General features: G+C 32.6%; 19 protein-coding genes. 7 read left to right on the forward strand and 12 right to left on the reverse strand.

What is annotated here, in order from left to right:
- Positions 1–2 precede the first annotated feature (2 nt).
- Positions 3–1,598 carry a permease gene (locus FYJ71_RS07890; RefSeq protein ID WP_154538353.1) on the reverse strand — a complete coding sequence of 532 codons (1,596 nt, stop codon included), beginning with the start codon at positions 1,596–1,598 and terminating at the stop codon, positions 3–5.
- 240 nt (positions 1,599–1,838) lie between these two features.
- On the opposite strand from FYJ71_RS07890, the gene FYJ71_RS07895 reads away from it, so the two are divergent.
- A complete protein-coding gene (locus FYJ71_RS07895) occupies positions 1,839–2,798 on the forward strand; it encodes a CobW family GTP-binding protein (protein WP_154538355.1) in 960 nt (319 codons plus the stop codon).
- 149 nt (positions 2,799–2,947) lie between these two features.
- Here FYJ71_RS07895 and FYJ71_RS07900 read toward each other — a convergent pair whose 3' ends face one another.
- The 4 genes from FYJ71_RS07900 to FYJ71_RS07915 all read right to left on the reverse strand — a co-directional run bounded on the left by FYJ71_RS07900 (position 2,948) and on the right by FYJ71_RS07915 (position 7,513).
- Positions 2,948–4,699: a cell wall-binding repeat-containing protein gene (locus tag FYJ71_RS07900; protein WP_195836919.1), complete on the reverse strand. Its 1,752-nt coding sequence runs from the start codon at positions 4,697–4,699 to the stop codon at positions 2,948–2,950.
- A gap of 225 nt (positions 4,700–4,924) precedes the next feature.
- A complete protein-coding gene (locus FYJ71_RS07905) occupies positions 4,925–5,707 on the reverse strand; it encodes a metal ABC transporter permease (RefSeq protein WP_154538359.1) in 783 nt (260 codons plus the stop codon).
- Between the two features lies 1 nt (position 5,708).
- Positions 5,709–6,377, reverse strand: coding sequence for a metal ABC transporter ATP-binding protein (locus FYJ71_RS07910; RefSeq protein ID WP_154538361.1), 669 nt, complete (start codon positions 6,375–6,377; stop codon positions 5,709–5,711).
- A gap of 140 nt (positions 6,378–6,517) precedes the next feature.
- Positions 6,518–7,513 (reverse strand): metal ABC transporter substrate-binding protein, encoded by a 996-nt coding sequence (locus FYJ71_RS07915; protein ID WP_154538363.1) that lies wholly within the window; start codon positions 7,511–7,513, stop codon positions 6,518–6,520.
- Positions 7,514–7,776: 263 nt separating this feature from the next.
- Between FYJ71_RS07915 and FYJ71_RS07920 the strand changes: the two genes are divergently transcribed.
- The 6 genes from FYJ71_RS07920 to FYJ71_RS07945 all read left to right on the forward strand — a co-directional run bounded on the left by FYJ71_RS07920 (position 7,777) and on the right by FYJ71_RS07945 (position 12,175).
- Positions 7,777–8,235 (forward strand): Fur family transcriptional regulator, encoded by a 459-nt coding sequence (locus tag FYJ71_RS07920; protein ID WP_154538365.1) that lies wholly within the window; start codon positions 7,777–7,779, stop codon positions 8,233–8,235.
- A gap of 111 nt (positions 8,236–8,346) precedes the next feature.
- Positions 8,347–8,508 (forward strand): rubredoxin, encoded by a 162-nt coding sequence (gene rd / locus FYJ71_RS07925; protein ID WP_091994470.1) that lies wholly within the window; start codon positions 8,347–8,349, stop codon positions 8,506–8,508.
- A 246-nt stretch (positions 8,509–8,754) separates the two neighbouring features.
- On the forward strand, positions 8,755–9,552 hold the full coding sequence (locus FYJ71_RS07930) for an MBL fold metallo-hydrolase (protein ID WP_154538367.1): 798 nt from the start codon (positions 8,755–8,757) through the stop codon (positions 9,550–9,552).
- 2 nt (positions 9,553–9,554) lie between these two features.
- Positions 9,555–10,034: a 23S rRNA (pseudouridine(1915)-N(3))-methyltransferase RlmH gene (gene rlmH / locus FYJ71_RS07935; protein ID WP_277087104.1), complete on the forward strand. Its 480-nt coding sequence runs from the start codon at positions 9,555–9,557 to the stop codon at positions 10,032–10,034.
- Positions 10,035–10,094: 60 nt separating this feature from the next.
- Positions 10,095–11,180: a DnaD domain protein gene (locus FYJ71_RS07940; RefSeq protein ID WP_154538369.1), complete on the forward strand. Its 1,086-nt coding sequence runs from the start codon at positions 10,095–10,097 to the stop codon at positions 11,178–11,180.
- Between the two features lie 8 nt (positions 11,181–11,188).
- Positions 11,189–12,175 (forward strand): ATP-binding protein, encoded by a 987-nt coding sequence (locus FYJ71_RS07945; RefSeq protein WP_154538370.1) that lies wholly within the window; start codon positions 11,189–11,191, stop codon positions 12,173–12,175.
- A 418-nt stretch (positions 12,176–12,593) separates the two neighbouring features.
- Here FYJ71_RS07945 and dnaB read toward each other — a convergent pair whose 3' ends face one another.
- The 7 genes from dnaB to rpsF form a co-directional block, all read right to left on the reverse strand.
- Positions 12,594–13,928 (reverse strand): replicative DNA helicase, encoded by a 1,335-nt coding sequence (gene dnaB, locus FYJ71_RS07950; protein WP_154538371.1) that lies wholly within the window; start codon positions 13,926–13,928, stop codon positions 12,594–12,596.
- Between the two features lie 75 nt (positions 13,929–14,003).
- Positions 14,004–14,453 carry a 50S ribosomal protein L9 gene (rplI, locus tag FYJ71_RS07955; RefSeq protein ID WP_154538372.1) on the reverse strand — a complete coding sequence of 150 codons (450 nt, stop codon included), beginning with the start codon at positions 14,451–14,453 and terminating at the stop codon, positions 14,004–14,006.
- 1 nt (position 14,454) lies between these two features.
- The gene (locus tag FYJ71_RS07960; RefSeq protein WP_154538373.1) at positions 14,455–16,461 is read right to left on the reverse strand and encodes a DHH family phosphoesterase; all 2,007 of its coding nucleotides are present in this window, start codon (positions 16,459–16,461) and stop codon (positions 14,455–14,457) included.
- Between the two features lie 17 nt (positions 16,462–16,478).
- The gene (locus tag FYJ71_RS07965) at positions 16,479–17,501 is read right to left on the reverse strand and encodes a DUF2232 domain-containing protein (protein ID WP_154538374.1); all 1,023 of its coding nucleotides are present in this window, start codon (positions 17,499–17,501) and stop codon (positions 16,479–16,481) included.
- 120 nt (positions 17,502–17,621) lie between these two features.
- A complete protein-coding gene (gene rpsR, locus FYJ71_RS07970) occupies positions 17,622–17,849 on the reverse strand; it encodes a 30S ribosomal protein S18 (protein WP_091994457.1) in 228 nt (75 codons plus the stop codon).
- A 21-nt stretch (positions 17,850–17,870) separates the two neighbouring features.
- The gene (locus tag FYJ71_RS07975) at positions 17,871–18,305 is read right to left on the reverse strand and encodes a single-stranded DNA-binding protein (RefSeq protein WP_091994497.1); all 435 of its coding nucleotides are present in this window, start codon (positions 18,303–18,305) and stop codon (positions 17,871–17,873) included.
- A gap of 17 nt (positions 18,306–18,322) precedes the next feature.
- On the reverse strand, positions 18,323–18,613 hold the full coding sequence (rpsF, locus tag FYJ71_RS07980; protein WP_154538376.1) for a 30S ribosomal protein S6: 291 nt from the start codon (positions 18,611–18,613) through the stop codon (positions 18,323–18,325).
- Between the last annotated feature and the right edge of the window lie 193 nt (positions 18,614–18,806).

Here is an 18,806-nt window from a genome sequence, read left to right on the forward strand (position 1 = left end):
CCCTAAAAAAATCTATACCAATTACCCATGATAGAGAAAATTAAAAATGATATAGTCAAAACCAAAAATATTAAAAATACAATAAATCGCTTCTTAAACGTCCCCAACAAAACAGAAATATTTGTAATATCCAGTATTGGTCCCACTACCATAAATCCCAAAACCGAATTTGCAGGCATCATATTGACAAATGACCTTGCGATAAAAGAATTCGAGGTCGAGCATACAGATATGAAAAACGCAGCAATCAACATTACTATTACCGAAAGTATATTGATGCTATTTATCTGTATATACACATACTTTGGAATCAACACTTGCAAGCACGCAGAGATAAAAGCTCCAACTACAATATAGGTTCCAATTTTAAAAAGCTCTTTCTTTGAGTGAAGCACAATTGCCTCTATATATTTCATTTTTCCTGTTTTTCCTGTTTTTTCAGTATCTACAAGCATTAAATCATCCATTGCAAAATCGCTGAAATTATACTTCTCAAAATCATCCTTTATTACACTCAGTTTTCTTCGTCTTTCAATAAACATCAGAATAACCCCAACTGTAAAAGCAATTGCCAATCCAAAAATAGATCTCAATATCACCACACTAGGACTATTTGGAAACGCATAGTAAGTAGAAGCTATTACTATAGGATTTACAGCGGGTGCCGCCATCAAAAAGGTAATTATAACAGGTATTGAATACCCTTTTTTCGCAACCGATGTAGCTATTGGAATCATTGCACAATCACATACCGGAAAAAATACCCCTCCAAACAGCGCCAAAAATATCGATTTAAAACCTGACTTTGAAAAAATATTATTCAGTCTATTTTGTGGCACGAAAATCTGTATAATACTAGAAACTATTGCCCCAATCAGAAGAAATGGCAAAATTTGAACCAGCAAACTCAAAAAAATCCCCAGCACCTTCTGAAATATCCCGCCATAAAAAACCGGAAAAGCATTTTTTATAACCAAAATAACGGAATTTAGCATCAAAAATAACAACGCAAATTTTATTATCTCTTTATCAGATCGAGTTATTTCTTCACTCAAAATCCCTTTTTTGCCCAAATATAAATCATCATAATTTTCGATTGAACAACCTCTATTTATTCGCTTGATTACCTTCTTCTTTTTCTCTAATATCAGAAAATCCTCATTATCGACTTTGGTAAAAACCACCATATCCGCATTTGAAATCTTGTCTATAATAAACCTACTCATATTGGAAAAATAAGAGTCCATTGTCTTGAAATCCAATGTCGTGATAACATTTCTAAGATAATATCCATCAGAGTAGCATACTTCAAGCACCACAGACAAATCCCAAGTTCCATTGTATTCTATGATAATATAGTCTGGATTATGCTCCTCTATTATTGATTTTAGGTATTCACTATTGATTTTATCTTTATCAAAAATATCGATAACATTAATATTTTCAACATTTTTGTAGTCGTCATACGAAACTATTCCATACTCGCAATTTATTATCAGTATATTATCATAAATTTTCGCAGCTTCTTCCTCAATTATTTTTTTGACCAAAGTCGTCTTTCCACTTTGAAAAAAACCTGCAACTATATCTATTTCCATGTTTTTACCACCTCATTTATCATAAAAATCCCCAATTATAATACTACATAAAAAAACTTAGTTTTTGATTAATTCCGCAAAAGATTTGCGATTTTATTGAAAGTAATTCATGAAATAATGTATAATATATTATTGGTATCGATATATTATTGGTGTTGATATTTTATCACTGAAACATTCAACATTATGGAAATACCAAAATAAAATGCACTACAGCTATGTTATATGAGGAGGAAAACTATGAAAAAAACTGAAATAGAAATTATATCAGGATTTTTGGGATGTGGAAAAACCACTTTCATCAAAAAAATAATAAGTGAATCAGAAGATTTTTCAAACACTGTAATTCTTGAAAACGAGTTTGGTGAAGTAAGTATAGATGGCGAGATATTACAAAGGGAAGGTGTAAAAATCAAAGAAATAAATGCTGGATGTATATGCTGTTCGGTAGCTGGAGATTTTGCAAAATCTCTAATAGAAATCAAAGATATGTTCGATCCAGATAAAATAATTATAGAGCCGTCTGGTGTTGGTAAATTATCAGAAATAATCTCCACTTGCAATAAATACCCTGAGATTTTTCAGCTAAATAAAATTATTACCATATTAGACCTGAAGAACTTTTTGATGTTTTTAACGAATTTTGGCGAATTTTATATCGACCAAATAGAAAACGCAAATATGATTATTTTCAGTCGATTTACAGATGCAGTAAATTCCGGAACTGATTTGGTAGATATAGAAAACAAAATACGAGAAATAAATCCGAAAGTAAATATTATTTCTAAGGAGTGGGACAATTTTTCAATTGAGGATCTATTCGTTGAGAAAAAGAAAATGAAAAAATTGGATATGTTTAGTCATCACCATCACCATCATCATCATCATGAGGATGGACATTGCTGTCACTGCTCTTCAGAAAATAAGGAATCAAATAACGATTTCGAAAGCATTACAATAGCTATAAACAATGAAATTTCAAGAGAAACTCTGACAAACATATTAAATGATTTTGAATCTGGAAAATACGGCTCTATTATTCGTTCAAAGGGTAGCGTCCCTAATGAAAAAGGTAGCCTTCAATTTGACTATGTACCGGGGGAAATCAGAATAAACGACAAACCGTGTGATACAAAATGTCACGTGGTTATAATCGGAGAAAAATTAGATAGAGAAGCATTGGAAAAATTATTTTTGTAATGTATTCTATATAAATTGAATACCAGCCCTATGAAAAAAGTATCCAGCATTATATAAGCTTGAAAATAAATGCTCGGATACTTTTTTTCATAGAGCTTTTCTCTTTAACACCATTTCAGTATTCTTGGTGTATTGAATTTTTTAATTTCCTAATGAATTATACCAACTGTTTTCTTATTTGAAAGACTATCCATAATCGCCTTGTTAAGCATATTCATTTCCTTTATCTCTTCATCAGACATTGTATAGTCACTGCCAAACATAGAAATTCCGAGATGATTATCTACATAAAGGCTATATTTCTTCCCCTTTTTCTCAATCGTTCCGAAAGTATTCATAGATGCAGCTATATGAGTATTTGCATTGGTACCCACATATTTAATAAGATCCATCATTAGAATCATAGACGCATCTTCATCTCCTGTTATTGAATACAACTCTTTATGCAGAATTCTACTTCCATCTTCAGACCATTTTAGTTTTCTTGCCACATTTCTAGGTAATATTATGCTAGCTTTCCCATCTGTATTTGGTATTGAAAAATTTACCATTGTATTATCATTTGAATTTGAATAGTTCATATCAAATTTTGCTCTCATTTCATCAAAATAATCTCGGTTAAGGGTAAATTTACTTCCTTTTGTTCCAGCTAAAGCACCTTTTTCAATACTATTAAGCACGCTGTTGAGTGTCGAAAAATACGTAGCTTCATCATTATATTCTGGCATTTTTCCAATAAATAGAAAAACAGAATAATTTTTTCCATTCTGATTTAACGTACCAATATTTCTTTCGTAATTTCCAGAAGAGGATTCTTTCTCAAAATCTGAAACAAAGATTAAAAATAAATTTCCTTTATATGGATTTTTCATCCTTACCATTAAATCCGATTCATTCAAATAATTTGATCTAGATATTTCAATTTTTTGTTTCAAATCGTCCGGCAATCTGAATGCCAAGTTAAATCCGGAAATATTGTCAGCTTCATCAGTATTACTTTTCTTAATTCCTCTAATTGCATTTTGAATATTTTTATCTGGCAAAGTATCTTTTCCACCAACCACAAATATATTATCAGCTTGCTCAGATATATTTTTTGTAGCCAAACTTCCAAAATCTGGAGTTAAAATGATATCGGCTTTTTTTGAGTTAACTAAATTTATCGAACTAAGGGCATCAGCAAATGTTTTCCCACTCACAAATACGATATCTCTATTTGATGTCTTGTTCGCAATTTTTAATGAAGTCTCGTATCTGTCATTTCCTGCAATTCTCTCCCCATAGTTTTGTGCAACAGATGTATTCCCCCCAAAAGTATATTTGATATTGTAATTACCAAATAGGTTATTACCTTTTGGATTGTATAATAATATTCCGATATTTTTTTCCCTCAAAAGAGAGTATGAAGAAAGAGCATCAGCATAATTTACACCGCTTGCCACACCGACATCTTTATAATTTGCAATAGCAAGTGTTTTTTTGTTTGTCTCATACCTATCTGCTCCAGAAATACGAATTATTTCTGTATTACCAATTTTGTCATTTTCAATTTTGTTACTAACAACACCACCAACCAAATAGATTTTTCGAGGTTTAAAATTGTTTGCCACATAACTTATAAACGAAGCATCTGTTTTGCCTCTACCATCTAATAGCAATTTCGAATTAAACCTATTAGATATATTCATAGCACTTAGCGAGTCTGCAAAACTGTATCCATCTGCAATAACTATATCTGCACCCACATTTGATGTACTTAATTCAGAAGAAGCAATGCTCGTTTTTTCACGATCCACCCCTTCATATCTGGTATACCGGAATTCTTGGGCATTGGAATAATTAGTACTACCAACAAATAATCCACATAATGTTAAAAGAACCAACGATGATTTAATTTTCATATTCCCCTCCATACTTAAAACTAATTTTGATAAAAATAACTATAGCATTTATCTGTTATTGATATTAGCTATACAATTAAAATATATCACTAAATCATATAAATTTCAATTAGTTTAACATGATAAATATATAAAATTAAAAGGTTAGAGAAACACTCTAACCTCAATAAAATAACTACATACTTATATATAAAATTGTGACATTTATCTATTTTACAATTGCCGTTATTTTTTCAATGCCATAGATATTATCAATGTTATAACTCCAGTCAAAACTATCGTTCCACCTGGTTTTAATCCCAAATAATATGATAGAGTCAAACCAATAATCGTAAAACTAACTGCAAAAATAATAGCCAACAACACAGTCATTTTATAGCTTTTCGAAAATCTCATTGAGCACGCAACTGGAATTACCATAAGCGACGAAACTATAAGAGCTCCAACCGCCCTTGCAGCAATAGAAACTGTCAACGCAGTCAGTATTGTAAAGATAACATTGACAAATCTTACTGGTATTCCGATTAATCTCGCTCCCACCTCATCAAATGAAAAATACAAAAGCTCCTTATACAGCAAAATATATGAAATCATAACAAACACAGAAAGCAGCACCACTAAACATAGCTCAAAATCTGTTATCGCCACAATACTTCCAAATAGAAAGCTGCTAAACCCAGATGAATTGCTCGAAAATCCAGAAAGAACCCCCGCCAAACCAATTCCTGCTGACATCACTATGGCGATGGAAATCTCTGAGTATTGAGGAAATTTCTTTCTTATAAAATCAATTCCAAATCCAGAAAACACCGTTATTATTATCGCACCGACAATTGGATTAATACCCAATATCAATCCCATGGCTACACCAGCTAACGATGTATGCGAAAGTGCATCTCCAATCATAGAAAGCCTCTTTAAAACTATAACAGTTCCTATACATGGTATAATCATCGCCAACAAAATTCCCACGATAAACGCACGTCTCATAAACTCATACTCAAACATTCTACACCTCCTCACGCCAAAAAGATTCAACTTCAATGATTCTGTTTGAATGTTTTTTTAGCCTCTCTATATCATGAGAAATCATAACAATCGTTATTTTTCTTTCTAAATGCAATCTATCTAATAATTCATAAAGAGCATCTTCTGATCTATGATCAATACCCGATGTAGGTTCATCCAAAATCAATATTTCAGGATTATTCGCTAAAGCTTTGGCAATCACTACCCTCTGCTGTTGACCACCAGACAAATCACAAAACCTTCTATTCGCATACTCTGTCATCCCTACGATTGAAAGTATTTCTTTTACCTTTTCAATATGCTTTCTCTTTGCGAATTTAAACAGTCCAATCTCTCTGTACATATTCATCAGAACTATTTCTGTAACTGTCGCAGGAAACTCCACACCACTAGATACGCCAACCTGTGGAACATATCCAATGCCACTTACCTGTTTTGATTTGCTGGGATTACTACCAGATATCAGTATTTCACCAGAGTCAGGCTTTAATATTCCCAAAATTAGTTTTATCAATGTACTTTTGCCTGTTCCATTTGCACCTATTATTCCAACAAAATCTCCCTTTTCAATATCAAAGCTCACATTTTGAAGAATATATTCTTTGTCGTATTTAAAAAATATATCTCTTACTTCAATTATTTTTTCCATTATTTTCTTTCCTTACCTTTTCTATAACAAAGAGGCTCTATTCTAATAATAAAGCCTCCTAAAAACATTACTACCAACAATATTATACTATAGCTAGGCAGCAATTTGAATATTTTGTTGTATTAATCTATCACTTAATATTAATTCAATGCTTTAATCAATACTTCCAGATTTTTATTCATGATTGAAAAATAATCTTCACCATCTTTGACTTGCTTATCTGTCAAGCCTTCTAAAGGATTAAGAACTTCTGTCTTTGCACCTACTTCTTTCGCTATAGTTTCAGATACCTTTGGATTTACCAACTCTTCAAAGAATATATACTTCACATCATGTTCTTTCGCAAATTTTGTTATTTCTGCCATTCTACTAGCATCAGGTTCAGAATCTGGAGATAAACCTTCTATACCCAATTGGTTTATTCCATACTTATTCAGCATATATGCAAACGCACTGTGAGAAACTACAACTTCTTTCTTCTTTGTATTTGACAAGGAATCCTTGAATTTCTTATTCAACTCATCCAATTTTTTTGCATTGTCTTGATAATTTTTTTCGTATGTATCCTTGTTCTTAGGATCTGCCTTGATAAAAGCATCCTTGATATTATTCATCTCTATTTTAGCATTTTCAGGGTCTAACCATGTATGAGGATCATACTTGCCTTCATGCTCATGTGAGTGTTCATCTTCATGCTTACCATCTTCATGCTTGCCGTCTTCATGCCCCTCTTCATGATGATCTGATTCTTTTGCTTCTATAAGCTTTACACCTTTTGAAGCCTCTACTAGAGAAACCTTACCCTCTTTAAAAGTTCCGTCTAATTTTTCTACCCAGCTTTCCATGCCAGCACCGTTATAGATAAACACATTTGATTCTCCAAGCTTGGCTATATCTTTTGTGCTAGGCTCCCAATCATGCGGCTCAACACCTGCTGGAACGAGGTTTTCAACATCAACCTTATCCCCACCGATTTTTTTTGCAAAATCATACATTGGATAAAAGCTAGTGTACACCTTTAATTTTCCACTATCGCTACTATTTGAGCTAGTATTCGAATTTGCGCCAGAGCATCCTGCCAGCAAAAGTGATGATGATAATGCCAATCCGGCTAATTTAAAAGCTATTTTCTTCATAATATCCTCCAATCAACTAAATATAATGTTACTTTAAACTAACGTATCCATATATTTGCGAATTGCTTTTTAATTTGCAAAAGAAAAGCGTTCGCATATTCTATAAAAAAGTATATTCCTATAAGACTTCTTTGTCAAGAATTATGACAATTTTGATATTTAATTTTATACAAAAAGTGGTATAAATATATTATAAGTAATTATACTTTTTATTTGTAAAATATGTTATAATCAATGGTAGTGTACTGAAAGGAAGTGATTAGATGCCATTTGATAAGAATAGATGCCCGAACGACAGTCATGGAATAGAAAGTCAAAAAATTCTAAAGAATGCAAACCTAAAGATGACAAAAAAGAGAGTTCTGATAATAGATTGTTTCAAACACTCCAATGTTCCTCTAACAGCGGACGACGTGTTTAATATCTTAAGGGAGAATACTAATATCAACTTGTCAACTATTTATAGGGCATTGAGTGCTCTTACAGATTCAGAAATTTTGACAAAACAGACTTTGTCTGATGGTACCTATGTTTTCCAATTAAACGGAGACGTACACCGACATATATTGACATGCAAAGAGTGTGGCAAAATAGATTACATAGAATTCTGTCCTATAGAAAAGACTATTGATGACATTACTTCAAAGACGGGATTTGAAATAACAGGCCACAGTTTAGAATTTACGGGAATTTGCCCTGATTGTAAGAAAAAACTAAAATAAGATAACTGTTTACCCTTATAAATTTGGTTGGGTAATGATTAGATTGATTTGCTTGTGGGTAGAAATACAAATAAGCGATGAGATAAATAATAATTTTTTAGGAGGAATACTATGAAAAAATATGTTTGTGATGTATGTGGATACGTTTATGACCCAGAAATAGGAGATCCAGATTCTGGAATAGCTCCAGGAACTCCATTTGAAGATATACCAGATGATTGGGAATGTCCTGACTGTGGTGTTACTAAAGAAGATTTCTCTGTAATGGACTAATCAACTATACTGATAAATACAGAATAGAGATTGAAAAATCAGCTTTGTAACGTAGAGCTAGCAAGCCGTAGGTGTTAATTCGCCTACGGTAATTTTTTACAAGAAATACGCATTTCACGATAAATATTACAGACATTTATCAAACGATATAGCTTCATCCATGATTTGTTGTTTTAATCTGAAATTTGCTTTATAATAAATATGTGGAAATATAAATGATAATTATATTACTGAAAGGATTGATTTATGAAATATTGTTCCATTGGAAGTGGTAGTAGCGGTAATTGCCACTATGTAGGATATAAAAATACAAACATTTTGATAGATGCTGGATTAAGCGGAAAAAAAATTATTGAGGGGCTTCAAGATATCGATGTAGACGCAAAGAGTCTAAATGGCATACTGATAACCCATGAACACGTTGATCACATTAAGGGAGTGGGGATACTTTCTAGAAAATTTAATCTTCCCATCTTTGCAAATTATAACACGTGGATGAGCATAAGAGATAAAATAGGAAAAGTTGATGAAAATAATATAATAATATTTGAGAATGATAAATCATACTCCATCAACGATATAGCCATCAAGCCTTTTTCCATAACTCATGATGCAGTAGATCCAGTCGGCTACTCTATGATAAATGAAAGAGGAGAAAAACTATCTATTGCAACTGATACGGGGCAGATTACTGATACGATAAGGGAGAATGTCTTAGACTCAAAACTTGTAATCTTAGAATCGAATTATGACAAAGAAATGTTACTGATGGGTTCATATACATACGCTCTTAAAAAAAGAGTTATGTCGAATATAGGTCATCTTTCAAACGAGGATGCTTCCAAATTTGCAGTAGAATTGATAAACAAAGGCACAGAAAAGATATTGCTAGCACATTTAAGTCGTGAAAATAATTTTCCAGCTTTGGCATACGAAACTTCGAACCACATATTGTCTGAAAATGGTATAAAAATCGGCAAGGATGTCGAAATCGATATACTCAGACGTGATACATTGTCAAAAATACACGAGGTGGGAAAATAATGATAAAAATTAGCATATTGACTGTCGGAAAATTGAAAGAAAAATACATCAAGCTGGGTATTGAAGAATTTTCTAAAAGACTATCAAAATATTGCAAGCTTGATATTATAGAGGTTCCAGATGAAAAAGCTCCAGAAACACTGAGTTTCAAGGAAATGGAGATTGTAAAAAACAGAGAAGGCGAGAAGCTTTTAGCGCAAATTAATCAAAATGCCTATGTAATCTCATTGGCAATAGATGGAAAGAAATTCACATCTGAGGAATTGGCGCAAAAAATTTCAAAGCTATCCATCGATGGAAATAGCCATATATGTTTTGTAATTGGCGGATCATTGGGATTATCTGATGAAATACTTTCCAGATCCAATATGAAATTGTCTTTTTCTGATTTTACCTTTCCTCATCAGCTCATGAGATTAATTCTACTTGAGCAGGTGTATAGAAGCTTTAGGATCATAAACAATGAACCTTATCACAAGTAATCAATATATGTAAATTTTCGAGGATAGAAATCTAAATCAAAGCATAAAGGTGGTGATAAAATGTTCTTCAAAACAAAGAGTAATCCAATACTGATGGATATTTATGTGCCCAGTATTTTTTTCGATATATATATCCCCATAGCGACAGGAAACCAATTGAAGGTATACCTACTAGGATATAAAAGTGCCCAAGTAAGTATACTCTCAGACGAAGAGAATACTAATAACAGAATTATTGCAAATATGGTTGGTATCACAGAGGATGAGGTTGTCGATTGCTGGAAATTCTGGGAGGAAATGGGAGCAATCAAAATCCACAAGAATAACGATGAAAAAAATATTCAGATAGAATTTTTAGACATTAAAGACGATTTTGTTAACCGTCGCAATGCAAATTCAGGTAGCAATACAGAGAAAAATGACCAAGCTGAAGAAATATCAGATGATAAAATAGATTCATCACAATTTGTAAATATGTACGATGAAATTGAGATTATATCAGGAAGATTGCTGACACCAAATGAGAAACTTTCCATTTTAGATGCGATAGAAAGCTACTCTTTTGAAACAAATCTGGTAGTAGCAGCCTTTGAAAAAGCAAAAAGTGACAGCGGAAAAATAAAATCTGTAAACTATGTCATCGGCATTCTGAAATCATGGTACGACAACAACATAAAAACATTGGAAGAACTTGAAATATTCAACTGCATTAGCTCTGAATTAAAATCTAAATACAACCAGATATTTAAAAGTCTTGGATTTTTCAGAAGTCCCACACAGGCTGAGGAAAAAATAATGAACAGATGGATAGAAGAATACAAGATGGATATGGAAATAATACTATTCGCTTGCTCGAAGTCTGCGAATATTTCAAATCCAAACTTAAAGTACTTCGATTCAATTATTTCAGATTGGCATGAGAATGGTCTTACCACTATGGAAAAAGTGCTTGAATCAGAGAGAATTTTTGAAGAGAGTAAAAAATCGAAGAAAAAGGTCAACCAAGCCAAAGAAAAGAAATCACAGAACACATCAAATCAAAACGGCAAAAAAAATAAATTCCATAATTACGATCAAGGAATTTCTGACAAATACACAGATGACGAGTTAAATGCTCTAATAAAGAAATTGAATAATCAAAAATAGGTGAACGTATGAACGAACAAAATCTAAGATCTATACTAACTGAATACCAAAAAACAAGGCAGAGAAATAAGAATTTACTTGAGGAAAGAATAAACGAAATACATGAAAGATTTCCAGAAATAAAAAAACTAAGTGATCAAATTAGAGATAACGGAATCAAAATGGCAAAAGCTGCACTCGGCTCCACATCAAACGAGGAATTGGAAAAGCTAAGTGATTATCAAGAAAAGCTAATATATCAAAAAAATAGGTCACTTGAAGAAAACAATATACCCTCTGATTACCTAAAGTTAAAGTACGACTGCGATATATGCAAGGACACAGGATTTGTGGAGAGTGGAGTACAGTGTAAATGCTTCAAACAAAAAATAATAAATAGCTTATACAGGATGTCGAATTTAGAAAAAATTCTCGAAAAAGATAACTTTTCAAACTTCAACTTGGATTTATATCCAGATGAAATAGTGGAGGGCTACGACAAATCTCCCAAAGAAAACATGAGAGATATAATCATGGATGTATACCACTACATACAAAATTTTGGTACATACAGCTCTGATGAAAAAAACAATCTTCTATTTTGGGGAAAGCCTGGATTAGGAAAGACTTTTTTGTGTAGTTGTATTGCAAAGGATATATTAAACAATGGATATACAGTCATTTACCAAACATCGTTTAACCTAATGGAAATTATCGAAAAATATAAATTTCATAGAAACGACTGTACCTCTGACGATATGGAAAACTTCAGAAATTTATTTGAATGCGACCTATTGATAATTGACGACTTGGGTACAGAACTTGTAAACAGTTTTATAACATCTGAGCTGTTCAATATTATTAACGATAGACTTAACGCAAACAAGAAAATTATTATTTCCACAAACCTCAACCCACCACAGATAGGTAGAGAATATACAGATAGAGTTTTATCTAGGATAATTGGTAATTTCAAAATCTATGAATTTTATGGTAATGACTTAAGACTCAAGTAAATTTATCCACAGAATTTTTATCCACTTTTCCACAGAAACTGTTGATAAGTTTGTGGATTAAGTTCTGAAAAAATTCTTGAAAACTCAATCTATCCACATAAAAAAATAGAGTTATCCACAGATTTCTGTTGAAAAAAACATATTTTCTGTGAATAACTCGTTTTTTTTATGAATTATGGGTATAGTTTATTGTTCATGACCATAATTTTTACCCAAAAATCGGATATAACTTTTGGCACTGTTTTTTCTGTTGTGGATAACTTTTTTTCAACATCTCATCAAATCTATATATTGATATTGTTATTAATAACAAGTATTTGATTTTATCATAACTATCAAAGTCATAAACAGTTAAAAAATGTATTTGTCTAAGTATCTATTTCGACTTAATTGCAAAATTTCGACTTGTAGAGAATACCTACACCTTTTTTATCTTATCTCCAAACTTCTGTATATGCCCCATCCAAACTAGCTCCACATCAGAAGTTTCTCCGTGCCTATTTTTTGCTATTTTTATTTCTGCTATATTCTTCTTCTTTGTATCATTAGGATGATAATATTCATCTCTATATATAAACATAACTATATCTGCATCCTGCTCTATTGCACCAGAATCTCTCAAATCAGACAATTTTGGAACATGATCCTTTGTGTTTTCCGTATTTCTTGATAACTGTGACAAAGCGACAACTGGACAATCCAACTCCTTTGCAAGAATCTTTAAAGATCTAGATATTTTTGAAACCTCCTGTTGTCTACTTTCTGATCTGCCATCGCCTTCCATCAGCTGTAAATAATCTATCATAACCATATCAAGCTTTTTATTTTCCGTCTTTAGTTTTCTACATTTCGACCTAATTTCGGACACCTTTATACCTGGTGTGTCATCAATATAGATATCTGCCTTTGAAAGAATTTTCATGGCATCCATTATTTTTTTCCAATCCTCATCTGCCAATCTTCCCTTTGAAATTTTTTCCATTTCTACGTGTGATTGACTAGAAACCAAACGTTGAACCAACTGCTCTTTGGACATTTCCAAACTAAATACAGCAACACTAGCCATTGATTTTATAGCTGCATTCATCACGAGATTAAGTGCAAATGCAGTCTTACCCATAGCTGGTCTAGCGGCGATTAGTATCAAGTCACTATCATGAAATCCACCCAATGCACTATTTAAATCAGCGAAACCTGTATCAAGACCAGTAATATCTGATCCTTTTACACTGACTTCTTCTATTTGACCTAATACAGTTCCTAGAACATCCCCGATTTTATTAAAATTGTTGGACATTCTTTCCTGAGAAATTTTAAATATATTTCTTTCTGCGAGATTTAGAATCTCTAATACATTATCTGAATCACTGTACCCAATATTGATAATATCATTAGAAGCCTTTATCAATTTTCTAAGTATTGATTTTTCTCTCACTATTTCAGCATATGTCTTTACATTTGAAGTAGTTGGTACCATTGTAACCGTACTGGTAAGGTAATTCATTCCTCCAACAACATCCAGCATATCCCTATTTCTCAGCTTTTCAGAAATTGTAACTATATCAATAGGCGTTCTTTCCTCACTCAGCTCCAACATACATTCATAAATTGATCGATGCCCCTCAGAATAAAAATCATCTACCTTTAATATCTCGGATACAATCATCAATGCCTCTGTATCTGATAATATAGACCCGATTACACACTGCTCCGATTCAATACTATTGGGAGGGACCTTTATCAAATCTGCCATAAAATTCTCCTTTCGATGCTATACAGCATCTTCCCATTCAATAAAACTATAGCGAGGAATAAACCTCGCTAAAAATTAATTTTTTTCTTTGACATCTACTCTTACTTTAGTAGTTACTTTTTGATGTATTTTTATTTCCACAAATCTAGACCCCAAAGATCTTATAGGCTCATCAAGAAGTATCTTTCTTTTATCTACATCTATGTTTTTCTGTTTTTTAAGCTGTTCTGCTATTTCTTTTGAAGTTATTGAACCAAATAATCTTCCACCTTCCCCAGCCTTTGAGTATATTTCTATATTAACGTCTTCCATCTGCTTTCCTAATAGAACTGCCTCTTCGTATTCTATTAATTCTTTTCTTTCTTTTGATTTTGACTTTTCGTCCAATTCCTTTAAGTTGGTATTATTCGCTTCAACAGCTACCTTCTTTTTCAAAAGAAAGTTTCTCGCATATCCGTCGCTAACTTCCTTTATTTCACCTTTTTTTCCTGTACCTTTAACATCTTGTAATAAAATAACTTTCATTTTATTCCTCCTTCAAGTAATCTTCTATTATATCCTTGACCATATTGTACGCTTGCGATAAACTCACATCCTTCATTTGAGCACCAGCTATATCAATATGACCTCCGCCACCTATCTTTTCCATCAGCACATGCACATTTATATCGCCTAGCGATCTAGCACTTATAAATACGGTATCACCCTTCATACCCAATACAAAGGACGCCTCGATTTTTTTGATATTCAACAATTCGTCAGCAGCCTTCGCAATCACAATATTAATATTGTCTATCTCCTCTTTTGAGTACGAAATACATATCTTTTCGTCCAAAATTTCAGTTCTTTGAATTATCTCTGCCTTAACCAAGAAATCCTCTGCATAGGAGTTGAAGAATTTCTTTACAGAAAGAGTATCTGCTCCCATGTTTCTCAAGAAAGACGCCGCCTCAAAAGTTCTGACTCCTGTTTTAAATTCAAAATTCTTGGTGTCGAGATATATACCACCAAGTAGACCTTCTGCAGTCAGTTTATTTATCTTTATATCATGCTCAGTATATTGTATAAGCTCGGTTACCATTTCACAGGTAGACGAAACATATATCTCATGGAACAGCAGAACTGTATCCTGAATATATTCAACACCTCTTCTATGGTGATCAATAACGACCACTCTTTTTGAGATATTCAATAGTTCCTCACACTCTGTATAGCTTGGTCTGTGAGTATCTACCACTACAACCAATGTGTTTTTATTACAAATATCTATAGCCTTTTCATGCCCGACAAACATTCCACTATAGTATGCATCATCCTTTATTCTGTCGACAAATATTTCTACAGCCTCATTTACACTGTCCAATACTATATGGGCCTGTTTTCCATAGGACTTACATATGTCATAAACACCGACAGCCGCACCCATCGCATCCATATCTGGATAGTGATGTCCCATTATCAATATTGTTTCACTCTGATTAATTAGCTCTCTCAGGGCAAAGCCTATCAATCTAGATTTAACCTTCGTCTTTCTTTCAAATCCCTTAGATTTTCCACCATAAAAGTTAAACCCCTCTTGATTTCTAAGAGCGACCTGATCTCCACCTCTACCTAGCACCATATCAAATGCTCCAGAAGCAAATTCCCCTGTCTGTTCAACCGATTCTCCATCAACGCCGACACCTATACTAAGAGTAACAGGCAGAGAATTTCCATGATTTATTTCTCTGGCTTTGTCCAAAATAGAGAATTTAGATCTTTCAAGGCTTTCTAAATGCTCCTTTTTCATAAAAATAATATACTTATCATTGGACAGCTTTTGAAGAAGACCATTTGATTCAGATTCAAGGCTAGTCAGCAACTTGTCTATATCCATCGCCATAAGAGATCTATTTTCTTCCGGTGTACTCTTAATTACATCCTCATATCCATCAATCTCAATAAACATTATGGCTTCTTTTCCATTTTCAAATTTATTTTTCATATTGATATAATCAGTTCTATCAATCCAATAAATCAATACTCGATAATCTACGCTTCCAGTGCTTTCGTCCATTGTTTTGGAAAAACAATATCTAATGACATAGTCCTTCTCTTTAAAGACCACTTCATCCTCTAATATTTTCTTTTCGTCCAAAACCTTTCTGATGGTAAAATCTTCAATAAAATCTTCGATATTCTTGGAAATAGAAGACTCTTCATCGCTTGATACCATCTCATCAAAAGCATTATTAGACCAGAATATAGTTCCGTCCAATTCCAATATACATATAGGAAGAGGATTATTCTTTACCGCCTTTTTTATTATATTATCTACATCAAATTCTACATTGTGTAGCCTATCAATCCATTCTTTTTTTTCAATTTTCTTCTTATATGTATAAGCTGCGATAATAAAAACTGATAAAACGACACCAACAGTACCAATAAATCTATTCCTAAACAACTCGAAAATACTGAGCATCAGAACAGAAATAAAAAATAGGTAATCGATGTAGTTAAAAATACCGAATTTGTTATCTTTGGCTTTCATCTTCTCCTCCATTAACATTACATTGTCAAATTCCATCTTTTTCTAAGATCAAAAGAGTTATCAAACATTCCCAAAATAGATATTCCAGGTACAACTCCCAAGAAAATTACCAGAAAAGCAAAAATCAAAACATTCACCCTGCTTTTTATTTTTTTCCAATTTTTAACTGCATAAATAATTATCGATACCCCTTCCATAAAGAACAACATATTCATAATGATTATATAACCACCAATCATAGTCGATACTCCAAGATTAGGATATGAATAGTCGATCAAAAACATCAGCAAAATGGAATAAAACAGTACGGATACAGGTCTTCCAGGAAAATAAATACTTTCTATTGGCACACACATTGTCTTTTCACTATAAAAGCAACTATATAGCTTTATACAAATAAAGTACGAAACCAATGAAAATATCAATGATCTAGAAAAACAAAGCACTAATACAACTGTACTGGTGTCTTTTAATATATCCAAAACTCCAGATGAAACGATTTTTTCATACTCACTAGGCTTTAAACTATTTTTATATACCTCCAATACATTCTGTAGCGTATCATTTAAAACAACCCTTAGTTCTTTTATTATATCTATATTCAATAAGTATTTTACAGATACGATATATATCATACTTCCTATCACAAAAAATATCATCGATAATAGGAGCGCTTTTATAGAAATAAATCTAAAATCATCACCATTTTTTCTCACTTTTATCTTGTACTTGACACCGTTTCTGTCTATATATTCATCAGAAAGAAATACAATACCACTTATAAATGCGGGTATCAAATACACAAACGCCACCAATAAGGCATACTCTGCTCCATTAATAATATAAGCTTCCACACACGCCAACATCAAAATAAATCCAGAGAACTTTATATCAGATCCCATAGTCAGCAAAACCATCGGAATAATCGCAATAACAATTAATATTGATGAAATGGAATTGATTTTTGACACTGCAACAAACAAAAAAATCAGTGCAAACATGGCAACATTTACAAAATTAATATTGCTTTTTTTCTCCAAACAATCACCTCCAAAATAAATATAGCTATCCTTTATATTATACCATTTACGACAATTAGTGTAAATTAAAAAAATAGGTCATTGCAATAATGCAACGACCTTTATGTTTACAATTGGATACTATTCAACTGTGTATGGTAAAAGTGCCACGTTTCTAGCAAGCTTAATTGCCTTTGTTATTTCTCTCTGATGTTTTGCACAAGTACCAGTTATTCTTCTAGGAAGAATTTTTCCTCTTTCAGTTACGAACTTTTCAAGCTTTTGATAGTTCTTGTAATCTATTACAGTGTTTTTATCAGCACAAAACTGACAAACTCTTTTTTTCTTACGTCTTTTCTTGTTTATCATGACTTTCACCTCTCCTCTTTATTAAAATGGAACATCGTCATTTTCTACGGCAGAAAACTCTGACGGGCTAACAACGCCACTTGGCTCAAATACCGGTGCTTCAAAATTATCATTTGAAGTATTAGGAGCTGCACTTCCCTTGCTTTCTAATGCCTGTATATTACGAGCAGCAACTTTTGTAAAAGTTCTCTTCTCGCCATTTGGAGTTTCATATCTGTCTACTCTAATATTACCTTGAACTCCAACCAATCTTCCTTTTGTAATGTAGTTTGCACAGAATTCAGCAGGCTTTCCCATTAATTCTACTGGAATAAAATCAGTAGTCGTTGAACCATCTTTATTCTTGTAATCTCTATCAATAGCCAACGTAAATGTAGCCACTGGTGTACCAGTACCAGGTATATATCTGATATCTGGATCTTTTGTTAATCTACCAACTAATACAACATTATTAATCATATTAACACCACCTATTATTTTTCTTCTTGTACAACTATGACATGTCTTATTACATCTTCACTTATCTTTAATCTTCTGTCTAATTCCTTTGGAAAATCAACAGATGCCTTGAAGTTTACTAGTGTATACACACCATCTCTAAACTTCTGGATTGGATAAGCTAACTTTCTGCTACCCCAAACATCAACTTCACCAACTTCACCGTTAGCAGAAGTTATTATTTCTTTGATTGAGTTTAGCACAGCCTCTCTTGCTTCTTCATCAAGTGTTGGCTTTACAATGTAAAGTAATTCATAAGCTCTCATTCATTTCACCTCCCTTTGGACTATACGGCTCCGAGACCTTTCGGAGCAGAGACGAGAATGCTTAAATTCTCATACCAAACTATTTTACTATATTAGAGGTGATTTAGTCAATAGTTTTACAGCTATTAATTGTTTTATTTTTTTACTGTTGTCCTTGATTCTCTCAATTATTGAAAAATATAACAACATTACT

The organism is Peptostreptococcus porci (genome assembly GCF_009695815.1).
In the GTDB taxonomy this organism is placed as follows: domain Bacteria; phylum Bacillota; class Clostridia; order Peptostreptococcales; family Peptostreptococcaceae; genus Peptostreptococcus; species Peptostreptococcus porci.